This is a genomic window from Mesorhizobium sp. M0166 (genome assembly GCF_040322255.1).
GTDB lineage: Bacteria > Pseudomonadota > Alphaproteobacteria > Rhizobiales > Rhizobiaceae > Mesorhizobium.
In genome coordinates this window covers 131,801-143,975 of sequence record NZ_JAMYTD010000002.1, presented here as the reverse complement: position 1 = coordinate 143,975, position 12,175 = coordinate 131,801, and the positions used below count along the sequence as shown (strand labels likewise).

8 protein-coding genes are annotated in these 12,175 nt (G+C 62.2%); 2 read left to right on the top strand and 6 right to left on the bottom strand.

What is annotated here, in order from left to right; genetic code table 11:
* Nucleotides 1-52: 52 nt before the first annotated feature.
* From NKJ46_RS03080 to NKJ46_RS03065, 4 genes are all read right to left on the bottom strand, one after another.
* Nucleotides 53-1,096: an acyltransferase family protein gene (locus NKJ46_RS03080; protein WP_352661726.1), complete on the bottom strand. Its 1,044-nt coding sequence runs from the start codon at nucleotides 1,094-1,096 to the stop codon at nucleotides 53-55.
* 215 nt (nucleotides 1,097-1,311) lie between these two features.
* Nucleotides 1,312-2,037: a 3-keto-5-aminohexanoate cleavage protein gene (locus tag NKJ46_RS03075; protein WP_352661723.1), complete on the bottom strand. Its 726-nt coding sequence runs from the start codon at nucleotides 2,035-2,037 to the stop codon at nucleotides 1,312-1,314.
* A gap of 177 nt (nucleotides 2,038-2,214) precedes the next feature.
* Complete coding sequence (locus NKJ46_RS03070) at nucleotides 2,215-3,987, bottom strand: tetratricopeptide repeat protein (protein ID WP_352661720.1); 1,773 nt, start codon at nucleotides 3,985-3,987, stop codon at nucleotides 2,215-2,217.
* Nucleotides 3,988-4,026: 39 nt separating this feature from the next.
* On the bottom strand, nucleotides 4,027-6,120 hold the full coding sequence (locus NKJ46_RS03065) for a tetratricopeptide repeat protein (protein WP_352661717.1): 2,094 nt from the start codon (nucleotides 6,118-6,120) through the stop codon (nucleotides 4,027-4,029).
* A 235-nt stretch (nucleotides 6,121-6,355) separates the two neighbouring features.
* Between NKJ46_RS03065 and NKJ46_RS03060 the strand changes: the two genes are divergently transcribed.
* Complete coding sequence (locus NKJ46_RS03060; protein WP_352661714.1) at nucleotides 6,356-7,099, top strand: 2OG-Fe(II) oxygenase; 744 nt, start codon at nucleotides 6,356-6,358, stop codon at nucleotides 7,097-7,099.
* 30 nt (nucleotides 7,100-7,129) lie between these two features.
* Here NKJ46_RS03060 and NKJ46_RS03055 read toward each other — a convergent pair whose 3' ends face one another.
* Nucleotides 7,130-8,479 carry a sigma-54-dependent transcriptional regulator gene (locus NKJ46_RS03055; protein WP_352661711.1) on the bottom strand — a complete coding sequence of 450 codons (1,350 nt, stop codon included), beginning with the start codon at nucleotides 8,477-8,479 and terminating at the stop codon, nucleotides 7,130-7,132.
* Nucleotides 8,480-8,485: 6 nt separating this feature from the next.
* The gene (locus NKJ46_RS03050; protein ID WP_352661708.1) at nucleotides 8,486-10,345 is read right to left on the bottom strand and encodes a sensor histidine kinase; all 1,860 of its coding nucleotides are present in this window, start codon (nucleotides 10,343-10,345) and stop codon (nucleotides 8,486-8,488) included.
* Nucleotides 10,346-10,581: 236 nt separating this feature from the next.
* Between NKJ46_RS03050 and NKJ46_RS03045 the strand changes: the two genes are divergently transcribed.
* Nucleotides 10,582-11,913 (top strand): dicarboxylate/amino acid:cation symporter, encoded by a 1,332-nt coding sequence (locus NKJ46_RS03045; protein WP_352661705.1) that lies wholly within the window; start codon nucleotides 10,582-10,584, stop codon nucleotides 11,911-11,913.
* The last annotated feature ends 262 nt before the right edge of the window (nucleotides 11,914-12,175 follow it).

The window sequence follows — 12,175 nt, the reverse complement described above, 5'->3', positions numbered from 1 at the left end:
CGCCGGTTTAAGGTTGGCGGGATAGCGTCGTTCTGCGGGGCGCAGCTGCAACTCATGCCTTCACGTGACGGGCGGAGAGGCTCATCCGCGAAATGGCCAAAACCGGCTTTTCAATAAAACTGTAGCTGGCCAGGGAGACGGCAATGCAGGCGGCGACAATCACCATGCCAGCAAGCCATGGTGATACATTGGCGCTTGCAACGACAGGAGCAGTCGCAAGCAGCACAATAGGATGCGTCAGATAGAGAGAGTAGGAAGCGTCACCCAACCTTGCCAGCACGCGAGGAGCAAAAAGCCGGAAGTAGCTTTCCAGGCTGATGCAACCCGCGACAAGGATCAACGCCGGGATTCCCTGAGCAAGGGTTCGCGGCAAGTTGAAGCCAAGTACCATCACCAGCATGGACACGATGCCGAACACGATTGCCGAGACACCCGGGACGGCAGGCAAACGCGCCAGTCTGCCGACCAGGTGGCCGAGAGCCATGCCGGCAAGGAACTCAAACAGGATTGGCGTGGTATAGAAAAACAGCACAGTGTCGGCGGCGGGTTTGAAGATGATGCGCGCCGCCACGGCGATTGCAAAGACAACGCCGACCGCGGCCATTTGCGTCAACCTGCCAAAACGCATAGTCGCCGCGAACAGAATGTAAAACAGGATTTCCAGATTGAGCGTCCAGCCCACGCCAAGCACCGGTTGGACAAAGCCTGTGACCGTATCGAGATAGGGTATGAAAAGCAGGCTATTGCTGATCTGCTCAAGAGACACTGCACGAGCGGCAAACAACCAAAGTGCGGCGACCATGAGGAAGGTCATGACCCAATAGAACGGAACGACGCGCGTGAACCGCTGCATCAAAAATGCTCGGTGGTCGCGACGTCTGTTCTCCGTCGAGAGAATCATGACAAAACCACTGATGACGAAAAACAGGTCGACGCCACTGTTTAGAACGGGAATACGCAGATCGAGCATGCCCAGTGCGGCCGGAAGATGATAGATAACAACCATGAGGGCTGCTAGCCCGCGCAGGACCTGTATCGATGTATATTGTTGAACCCGACGCGGCGCAGCGTGATCATTCTGTGGAATGATGTTCATCAAAAATGGTCCCCGGTGCGGGAGAGCTTTAACACACGTGATCGTTGGTGTGCTGATTAACTGCTGGTTTAATTAATATATAAAGTTTTAGATAAGTTTTACTGAAATTGGCGCGCGGCCACACTTGGGCTCGCCCGACTTTGTCCTGCCTCGTTGCCAAAAACTTGGCATCTCCCCGTGAAGAGGAGATTGGCCGTCATCAACGCTTCCCCGCGCTAACGGCTGGCCTCGAAGATGGCGACGGCTGCCGCTGTCAGCGCGGCGTTACCGGATGCTACCGTTCCATCAGGAAGCTCCTTGCCGTCTTCCAGTCCGACGCGCGTCGACCAACGGCGTCCCGCCGCCCGGTGCACGAAAGGCCAGACCGTGGCGTCGGCGCCGTGCAGCAGGATTGCCCGGCGCATTCCGGCGCCGTCGAGCACGGCGGCGATATCGTCGCTGATCTCCAGCGCAGCGTCCGGCTCCTGCTCGGAGATTTCGATCAGGATGCGCAGCACGCGTTTGCCATGGTCGAGGCTCACCAGCCGCTCGGCATCGGCGACCGAGGCGAGCCCGGCCTCGATACCAATGCCGCGCTGGCGCAGACGCTCCATGACGGCGGGGGCGGCGTCTTCGCTGAGATTGACCGAGGCGTAGTCGGGCAGTTCGCCCCAGCCGGCGATCGCAGCCAGTGTCCGCTGGTCGTCGTTCTCGATCCAGGCACCGGTCGACACGCCGATCAGCGTCCCCGGGCAGGCGCGGCGGAGCGCCAGCACCGTCCGGTCCATAGCCATCGGAGCCAGGCTTTCGCGACCGTCCAGCCCGCGGGCATGAACATGCAGCTCGGCGGCACCGGCAGCGACGCAGGCCGCGCCGTCACGCGCCATGGCCTCCGCGTCGAGTGGCAGGTTGGGGTGGAAGTCGGCGCTGCGCGCGCCATTGATGCAGGTCTGGACGATCATGGAGGTGGCCCGGTTAAGGTTGCTGCCAGTCTAGCGCGGGCCAGTGAAAACCGGAATCGCGCTGGCGAAGGCTCCTGACATACGGACGCGGCACAGCCTGAATCAGTCTGGCAGAATGCACCTCTATCGTGTTGTTCGGCTTAGTTTTCTTAGCAAACGAACATCCGTCGGGCAGAGTTACGGCGAAACACCCAACTCGCGTAATGCAGCGTTGGCGGCACGGTATTCGATAAAACTCTTTGGACAATGGCTGACGGTATGCCTGTAAAGCCATAGGGCGTGATCGCGGTGCCCTTTGAGCCGGCTGAGTTCCGCGCTATAGAAACTGATCTCGCAAAATTTGCCGTGTTTCCTGGTTGGATCCGAGTCATCGACGTCGTTCAATGTCGCGGTCGGCGTCTTTTCGCCAAGCAGCATTCGAACCACAGGCGCCGGCCACTTCGTCATGTCGAGCTTAGAAGCTGCCTCCCGCAAATGGCCCGCCGCACCGTTGCGTCGTTCAACAATATCCAGCCATATGGCAAAATAGGCGTAGTCGGGCTTGAGCGCGGCCGCCTTTTCAAAGTCAGCCTGCGCCTTGGCCAGCGAGCCAGAATAGAAATAGAGAACACCCCTGTTTGAGTAGCTGTACGGATAGTTCGGATCGAGCAGGATCGCTTGGTCGAAGTCAGCAATGGCTCGACCGTCGCCGGCCTTTGCCATCCAGGCAACGCCGCGGTTGTGGTAAATTCTTGCATTTTTCGGATCGAGACCAATCGCCCGGTCGTATTCGGCGATGGCCTGATCGTAATCACCTCGCTTGTTCCAGAGAAAGCCTCGGTTGCTATAGGCGATGGCAAGTGTTGGGTCGATATCGATTGCGTGGCTGTAGTCCGCGAAGGCGCGAACATCGTTCTCCTTTGCCATCCAGGCCAAGCCCCGATTATTATATGCGAGGGCCTGTTTCGGGTCGAGCTTGATCACCTGGTCGTAGTTGGCGATGGCGCGATCATTGTCTCCCTTGCTAGCCCAGGCGACACCTCGATTGAAGTACGCTTTGGGGTCTTTCGGATCGAGGCTGATCGCCTTGTCGTAGTCGGCGATGGCGTGGTCATTGTCGCTCTTGCCTGACCAGGCCACCCCTCTGTTGTACCAGATGCTCGCATCGTTCGGATCGAGGCTGATCACTTGGTTGTAGTCGGTGATGGCGCCGTCAAAATCGCCGTCCGTCAGCCGGGCGTTGCCGCGCCGGTAGTAGGCATGCGCGTTTTTCGGATCGAGGCCGATCACCTTGTCATAGTCGGCCAGGGCGCGCGCTGCATCGCCCTTGCTGGTCAACGCATCGGCTCGATCGTTCAGGGACCCGGCGTCGTTCGGGTTGAGCCTGATGGCCTGATCGAAGTCGACTATCGCGCGGTCGTCGTCGCCTTTGCGTGACCAGATCAGCCCGCGATTGTGGTAATTTCTGCCGTCTCCGGGATTGAGGCTGATTGCCCTGTCATAGTCGGCCAAAGCCCGGTCGTTCTCGCCCTTGAAGGTCCAGGCGACGCCGCGGTTGTAGTAAGCATCGCCATATTTCGGGTCCAGGCTGATCGCCTTGTCCAGATCGGCGATGCCCTTGTCGTAGTCGCCCTTGAAGACCCAGCTGATGCCCCGGTTATAGTAGCCGCTGGCGACGGTCGGGGCGATGCCGATGAACGCGCTGTAGTCGGCAATGGCGCGGTCGTAGTCGCCTCGTTCCGTTAAGGTATTGCCGCGCTTGAAATAGGCAATGCCACGGTTTTCGACAGGCTCTGTCGCATCCTCGATCATGCGCGTGCAGGCGGCGATCCGCGTGCTTGCCTCGACCTCGTCGTCGCTGACGCAGTCGCTGCTGGCGGACAAGGCCGGAAGCCCCGTGACAAGCAGGACGATGAGACCAGCCAGCGTGCGCCAGAAAAACCTGTGCCGTTCTCGAACCGGTCCGGTCAATTCGCTCCTCGGGTCATCAAAAACTCTTGGAAATTGTCGTCACGGAACCGCGCCCAACTCGTGCAGAGCGGCCTTGGCCGCAACGTATTCGTAATAGTCCCCAGGGCAATCGCTGGCAGCGACCCGGTAGAGCCGCAAGGCTTCGTCGTCATGGCGTTGCAGCCGATCGAGTTCGGCGATGAACAGGTTCGCCTCGCACGAATTGCCACGCTTCTTGGCCGGGTCGACGTCGTCGGCTGCCGCCAGCACCTCGGCCGGCGTTAGTTCTCCAAGCAGCATGCGAACCGCTGGCGCCGGCCATTTGGTCATGTCGAGCTTTTCAGTCGCTTCCTGCAAGTGGCTCACCGCACCGTTGCGCCGCTCGGTCATCTCCAGCCAGATCGCAAAATAGGCATTGTCGGGCTTGAGCATGGCCGCGTGTTCGAAATCGGCTTGCGCCTTGGCCAGCGCGCTCGAATAGAAGGAGAGAATGCCGCGGCCCAAATAGGCATAGGCATATTTCGGATCGAGGCTGATTGCCCGATCGTAGTCGGCGGTCGCGCGGGCGTAGTCGCCCTTTGCCGACCAGACAACGCCCCGGCCATTGTAAGCACGGGCGTCTTTCGGATCGAGGCTGATCGCCTTGTCGTAGTCGGCAAGGGCGCGGTCATTGTCGCCCTTCTTGTGCCAGATACGGCCTCGGTACCTGAAGGCTTTGGCATGTCCTGGATCGAGCACGATCGCCTGGCTGTAGTCGGCGATGGCGCGGTCATCGTCGCCCTTGTGTGCCCAGGCATTGCCTCTGTTGTCGTAGGCAGTTGGGTCTTTAGGATCGAGCGTGATCGCCTGGCTGAAGTCGGCGATGGCGCCGTCATAGTCGCCCTTGTCAGACCAGACGAGGCCCCGGTTGTACCAGGCATCAACGTTTTTTGGGTCGAGGCTGATTGCCTGCGTGTAGTCGGCGACAGCGCGGTCGTCGTCGCCCTTCTTCTTCCAGGCAATGCCACGGTTGTTGTAAGCGGTGGCGTCCTGGGGATCGAGGCCGATCGCTTGGTCATAATCCGCGATAGCGCGGTCGTAATCGCCCTTGTGTTTCCAGGCAACGCCTCGATTGTTGTAAGCACTAGCGTCCTGAGGATTGAGGCCGATCGCTTGGTCATAATCCGCAATGGCGCGGTCGTAGTCGCCCTTGCGTGCCCAGGCCACGCCTCTGTTGTAGTAGGTGCTGGCCTCTTTCAGACCTAGGCCGATTGCCTGATCGTAGTCGGCAAGGGCGCGATCATTATCGCCCTTGCGTGCCCAAGCGATGCCACGATCTCCATAAGTGTCGGCATGTTTCGGGTCGAGGCTGATCGCACGATCATAATCTACAATGGCGCGGTCATAGTCGCCCTTGCGTGTCCAAGCGATGCCACGATCTCCATAAGTGTCGGCATGTTTCGGCTCGAGGCTGATCGCACGATCATAGTCTGCAATCGCGCGGTCATAGTCGCCTTTTAGTACCCAGACAGCACCACGATTGCTGTAGGCTTTGGCGTCTTCCGCATTCAGACTGATCGCCTGTTCGTAGTCGGCGATGGCTCGGTCGTATTCGCCCTTCTGTTTCCAGGCAACGCCACGGTTGTTATAGGCTCCCGCATTTTTAGGATCGAGGCTGATTGCCTGGTCGTAGTCGGCGACGGCACGATCGTAGTCGCCCTTGTCTGCCCAGGCGTTACCCCGGTTGCTGTGGGCATCGGAATGCTTCGGATCGAGGCTGATGGCCTGATCATAGTCTGTAATGGCGCGGTCGTAGTCGCCCTTGTGCTCCCAGGCGACACCTCGGCTGTTGTACGCCTCGGGGTTTGTCGGGTCGAGGCTGATCACCTGGCCAAAATCGGCGATGGCGCGATCATTTTCGCCCTCTTCGACCATTGTGATGCCTCTGACATAGTAAGCACCAGCAAATGTCGAATCGAGGTCGATAGCCTGGCCCAAATCTGCAATCGCGCGGTCGTAGTCGCCTTGTGACGCCCGTGCCTCGCCGCGCTTGTAGTAGGCAGTCGCGCGGTTGGCCACAGGCTCCGTGGGATCCTCGATCATGCGCGTGCAGGCGGCGATCCGCGTGCTTGCCTCGACCTCGTCATCGCTGACACAGTCGCTGCTGGCGGACAAGGCCGGGAGCGCCGAGACCAGTATCGCGACGAGGCAAACGAGGAATTGCGGGACTGCCCCGTCCCTTTGTCGAACCCGTCCGATCAATTCGCCCCCCATCGCGGCAAGTCCAGCTGCATTGTATTCAACGAAATCCGCGAGACAATCGCTAACGAGCTCACCCTGCAAGAAACGGGTGGTCCGCGCGCGCCGTTTCACCCATCTCAATGACAGAGAAGCCACAGGAGGCGGAGCCATGACAATCCATTCGATAGGCGCGAAAGCGGCGGTCAAATCGGCTGAGGTGCGCGTTGCCGGATATGACTGGCGGACGCTGGCCGATGAACTGAGCGGCTATGGCTGCGCAGTGATGGAAAAGCTGCTGACGCCGCAGGAGTGCCGGCAGATCGCCGGGCTCTATCCGGACGAGAGCCATTTCCGCAGCCATGTCCAGATGGCACGGCATGGTTTCGGCAAGGGCGAGTACCGCTATTTTCGCTATCCCTTGCCCGATCTGATCGGCGGCTTGCGCACCGCGCTCTATCCGCGCCTCGCTGCGGTCGCCAACGACTGGAACGCGCGCATGGGTATCGCGCAGCGCTATCCCGACGAACACGCCGCGTTCCTCAGGCAATGCCACGAGCAGGGCCAGACGCGGCCGACGCCGCTCTTGCTGCAATATGTCCCGGGCGACTTCAACTGCCTGCACCAGGATCTCTACGGCGATCTTGCCTTCCCGCTGCAGGTGGCGATCCTGTTGTCCGAATCGGGCAAGCATTTCACCGGCGGCGAGTTCGTGCTGACCGAGCAGCGTCCGCGCATGCAAAGCCGCGTCGAGGTGGTGCCGCTGCGCCAGGGCGATGCCGTCGCCTTCGCGGTCCACAATCGTCCGGTCCAGGGCACACGAGGCAATTACCGGGTCAATCTCAGGCACGGCGTCAGCCGGCTTCGCTCCGGCATGCGCCACACTGTCGGTATTATCTTCCACGACGCCAAGTAACCGAGCCGCCCGGTCGAGGCCCGGCGGCGGTTACCTGGAAAAATCGCTGCGGACGATGCCGTGGCGCTGGAGCTTGTCGTAGAAGGTCTTGCGCGGAATCCCCAACGCTTCGATCGTGCGCCTGACGTCGCCCTCGTTGCGGCCAAGCGTCTCGCGGATGATGTCGGCCTCGTAGCGCTCCAGCCGCTCCGGTAGCTTCATGGCGGTGTTCGATTGGGTCGGGGCAGGGGCTTCGGCGCCTTCCTCCAATCCAAGCACGAACCGCTCGGCGAAATGCGCCAGTTCGCGCACATTGCCCGGCCAGTCATGGTCGCTGAGATGGCGATGCACCGTCGCCGGCACTGCCGGCACCTGGCGGTGGAAGCGGGCGGCGGCGCGCTCGGCGAAATAGAAGAACAGCAGGGCTACGTCGTCGCGGCGCTCGCGCAGCGGCGGAATCGAGATCGTCACGACGTTGAGCCGGTAGTAGAGGTCCTCACGGAAAGCGCCGCGCTGGCGCGGATCGCCGAGGTCGACCTTGGCGGCGGCGACGACGCGCAGATCCACCGGCCGCACCTCGTTGGTGCCGAGCGGGGTGACCTCGCGCATCTCCAGCACACGCAGCATCTGCACCTGTGTCGAGACCGGCATGCTTTCGATCTCGTCGAGGAACAGCGTGCCGCCGCTGGCATGCTCGATGCGGCCGATCCGTTTCTTCTGCGCGCCGGTGAAGGCGCCGGCCTCATGGCCGAACAACTCGCTCTCGATGACGGTCTCCGGCAGCGTGCCGCAATTCAGCGCGACGAAATTGCCCTTGGCGCGGCGGCTCCAGCGATGCAGAAGGCTTGCCACCACTTCCTTGCCGGAGCCGGTCTCGCCGGTGACCAGTACATCGACGTCGGTGTCGGCGATCTGGCGCAGTGTGCGGCGCAGCCTGTCCATCGCCGGCGTCTGACCGATCAGCGGCAGGCCGTCCTGCGCCTCTCCGGCCGCCTCGCGCAAGGCGCGGTTCTCCATCACCAGGCGGCGCTTTTCAGCCGCGCGGCGCACGCTCTGCACCAGCCGGTCGGCGGCGAAAGGCTTTGTGATGAAGTCGTAGGCGCCGTCCTTGATCGCCTTGACGGCCATGGCGATGTCGCCGTGGCCGGTGATGAGGATGACGGGAATGTCGGCATCCAGCCGTAGGATGCGGTTGAAAAGCTGCAAGCCGTCGATCTGAGGCATGCGGATATCGGACACCACGACGCCGGCAAAACCGGCGTCGAGCCTGGCCAGCGCCTCGGCGGCCACCGCAAAGGCCGAGACCGAGAAGCCGGCAAGCTCCAGCGTCTGCGCGGTGGCCTTGAGGAGATCGCGGTCGTCGTCGATCAGGATCACCGGCGCGGCATTGTCGTTCGTCATGATGGCTTACGCTGCTGTCTGGAGATGAATGGTGAAGCGGGTTCCGCTGTCGTCGCTCGAAACTTCGATACGGCCGCCATAATCGGCGACGATGTCCTTCGAGATGACGAGGCCAAGGCCAAGGCCTTTTTCCTTGGAGGTGTTGAACGGCGTGAACAGCGATTTGAGGATCCCTGGCGGAATGCCGGGTCCGTTATCGGACACGCCGACCGTGACGCCGTCCGCGGTCTCTTCGACCGAAACCTGCACATGAGCGTCGTCGCGGCCGTCGAGCGCCTCCAGTGCGTTCTGGAAGAGGTTGATCAGCACCTGTTCGAGCCGGACCCGATTGCCCATGACCTTGAGGCTCGGCGGCGGCAGGTCGATGGCCAATGCGTCGAGCCGGCCGGCAAAGCGGCTCCTCAACAGCACGACCGCGCCCTCGATGACACCACGCAATTCGACAGGCTCGGCGGCGGTGCGGCCCTTGCGGGCAAATGCCTTCAACTCCTCGGTGATTGAGCCGATACGTTCGGTAAGGGCTGCGATAGCGCCGAGGTTTTCCTCGGCCGGCCCGGTCTGCTTGCGGTCGAGGAAGGTGCGGGCATTGTCGGCATAGGCGCGTATGGTGGCGACCGGCTGGTTGATCTCATGGGCGACACCGGCGGCGACCTGGCCGAGGATGGCGAGGCGGTTGGCCTGGACCAGATCCTGCTGCACGATTTGGAGCTTGGCTTCCGTGCTGCGGTGGTCTGATATCTCGGCCTGCAGCCGGTCGCGGGCGCGGCTCAAATCCTCGGTCCGTTCGACGACGCGGCGTTCGAGCTCGATGCGGGCCGCCTGTTCGGCGGCAATCCGCATCTGCGCCGACTGCCGGCGCCACAACAGATAGGCGGCAAGGCCGAGCAGCGGGACGACGACGCCGAGCGCAAGAAGCCGCATTTCGCGGACGGCGGCGGCGATCGGCCCTTCGACCGGGATGAGATAGTCGAGCCGCCAGGGGGTCGAAGGAACCGGCGTGGAAAGGCTGAGATACTCCGCGTCGCTGCCGCCGGGCGTCACCGCGTGAACAATCGACACATCCGGGCTGAGCGCCTGCGGGTGCATGATCGGCAACGGCACAAGCGGCGCGTCGCCGAACTGTTGGCTGTCGCGAATTGCGGCCTGCTCAGGTGCGGCCAGCGGCGCGGTTGTCATGAAGCGCCAGGACGGCACGCTGGTGATCAGGACGACGCCATTCTCGTCGCTGACATAGGCCGGGCGGTTCGCCTCGCGCCAGTCGGCTTCGAGCTGGTCGAACTCCATCTTGACGACGACGACACCGAGCGGTGCGGCTGCATCGCCGACGCGGCGCGAAATGTAGAGGCCGGGACGCTTGCTGACATTGCCGAGTGCAAAATATTCGGCGGTTCCGGCCTGCATCGCGCCGGAGAAATAATCGCGAAAACGGTAGTCATTGCCGACGAAGCTGATCGGCTCGCGCCAGTTGCTGGAGGCGATCGCCAGTCCGTCGGTGCCGATGACATAGAGTACCGACGCCTTGGTGCCGGAGACCAGCCCCTCGAGCTTGCGGTTCAGCACATCGATTGCCGCGGCATTTTTTTGCGACAGCGCGTCGCGCACTTGCTGGTCTGCGGACAGAAGCAGGGGCAGGGCGCGCGGGCTTTCGAGCACGGCGCGCAGCAGCGCGACCTTCAGATTGGCGTCGGTACGCCCCTGCGCCGCCAGGGTCCCGATCTCGGCGGTGCGGCCGTAAAGGCCGGCGCCATAGAGCGCTGCCGTGACGATCAGCAGGGCGACGGCCGCAAACAGCAGCCAGGCTCGGCGCGCCCGCCTGGCGAGTTGCTCGGGGGTCGAAGACAAGGCACCGGCGGGGCGTTGCAGCATCGCCCATTTGTGCATGAATTCGCACAAAGCACAATTCGACCTATGCGGAGATTCGCACTTGCCCATGCGTCCCGCACTGCAGTCGTTTGCGAATGCTCAACAAAATCAATGATGAAAAGCTCTTCTGCGTATCTGGCACAGCTGTTGCAAACACGAATTCAGCAGTCGCGAGGCTGCTGGTCAAAACAACTGCCCCGGGGAGTCGAGCTTTCGATCGGGGCGCCATGGAGGACGTCATGCAGACAACAATCGCTGCCACCGAGCCGCGCGGCAAAGTACCCTTATACCGGCATCTTTATGTGCAGGTGCTGGCGGCGATCGCCGCCGGCGTGCTGCTCGGCCATTTCTATCCCGAAACCGGCGAGGCGATGAAGCCGTTCGGCGACGCCTTCATCAAACTGGTGAAGATGGTGATCGCGCCGGTGATCTTCCTGACGGTGACGACCGGTATCGCCGGCGTTTCCGACCTGCAGAAGGTCGGCCGCGTCGCCGGCAAGGCGATGATCTATTTCCTGGTGTTCTCGACGCTGGCGCTGGTCGTCGGCCTGGTCGTCTCCAATGTCGTCCAGCCCGGCGCCGGCATGCATATCAATCCGGCGACGCTCGATACCACCAAGGTGGCCGCCTATGCCGAGAAGGCGCACGACACAACCATCGTCGGCTTCCTGATGAACATCATCCCCGACACCATCACCGGCGCCTTCGCACAGGGCGACATCCTACAGGTGCTGTTCTTCTCGGTGCTGTTCGGCGTCGCCCTGGCGCTGGTCGGCGATCGCGGCCGTCCGGTCGTCGATTTCCTGCAGGCGCTGACCACGCCGATCTTCCGCCTGGTCGCCATCCTGATGAAGGCCGCGCCGATCGGCGCGTTTGGCGCCATGGCCTTCACCATCGGCAAATACGGCATCGGCTCGATCGCCAACCTCGCCATGCTGATCGGCACGTTCTACCTGACCGCGCTGCTGTTCGTGCTGGTGGTGCTCGGCGCGGTCGCCCGCTACAATGGCTTCTCGATCCTGGCGCTGATCCGCTATATCAAGGAAGAGCTGCTGCTGGTGCTCGGCACCTCGTCCTCGGAAGCGGCATTGCCGGGTCTCATGGCCAAGATGGAGCGCGCCGGCTGCAACCGCTCGGTGGTCGGCCTGGTCATCCCGACCGGCTATTCCTTCAATCTAGACGGCACCAACATCTATATGACGCTGGCGGCGCTGTTCATCGCGCAGGCGACCGACACGCCGCTCACCTACGGCGACCAGATCCTGCTGCTCGCCGTCGCCATGCTGAGCTCCAAGGGTGCCGCCGGCATCACCGGCGCCGGCTTCATCACCCTGGCGGCGACGCTCTCGGTCGTACCCACCGTACCGGTCGCCGGCATGGCGCTGATCCTCGGCGTCGACCGCTTCATGTCGGAATGCCGGGCGCTGACCAATTTCATCGGCAATGCCGTGGCGACAGTGGTGGTGGCGCGCTGGGAGGGGGAACTCGACCAGACGAAGTTTGCCGCCGCCATGGCCGGCGACTTGCCGGAGGAAGTCGACCTGTCGCTGCCGGGTTTGCAGGCCGCCTGACTGTTTAGGCCACATGACTATAAGCCCGGAGGCGGTTCGCCGGCTCCGGGCAAAAGCACCGGCGGTCGTGGCATGCCGCCTGAAACGCAACCTGAAGTGGCTCTGTTTTCGACGCGGGGCTTGTTCCAGCCGCATTTGAAGGCCAGTATCCGCCATGCCTTCATGGCACCGTCCGCTTCGCTCCCGACCTGATCGCGAGGCGAGACATTTCCGTCGGGCTCGGTTGCATCTCATCCTTGCCGAAATCGTCGGAGCTTTTGCT

What these genes read in the sequence shown, in the direction of transcription:
- NKJ46_RS03060 (WP_352661714.1), top strand. Translation starts at nt 6,356, where the DNA reads ATGACAATCCATTCGATAGGCGCGAAAGCGGCGGTCAAATCGGCTGAG.
- NKJ46_RS03050 (WP_352661708.1), bottom strand. Translation starts at nt 10,345, where the DNA reads ATGCTGCAACGCCCCGCCGGTGCCTTGTCTTCGACCCCCGAGCAACTC.
- NKJ46_RS03045 (WP_352661705.1), top strand. Translation starts at nt 10,582, where the DNA reads ATGCAGACAACAATCGCTGCCACCGAGCCGCGCGGCAAAGTACCCTTA.
- NKJ46_RS03080 (WP_352661726.1), bottom strand. Translation starts at nt 1,096, where the DNA reads ATGAACATCATTCCACAGAATGATCACGCTGCGCCGCGTCGGGTTCAA.
- NKJ46_RS03055 (WP_352661711.1), bottom strand. Translation starts at nt 8,479, where the DNA reads ATGACGAACGACAATGCCGCGCCGGTGATCCTGATCGACGACGACCGC.
- NKJ46_RS03075 (WP_352661723.1), bottom strand. Translation starts at nt 2,037, where the DNA reads ATGATCGTCCAGACCTGCATCAATGGCGCGCGCAGCGCCGACTTCCAC.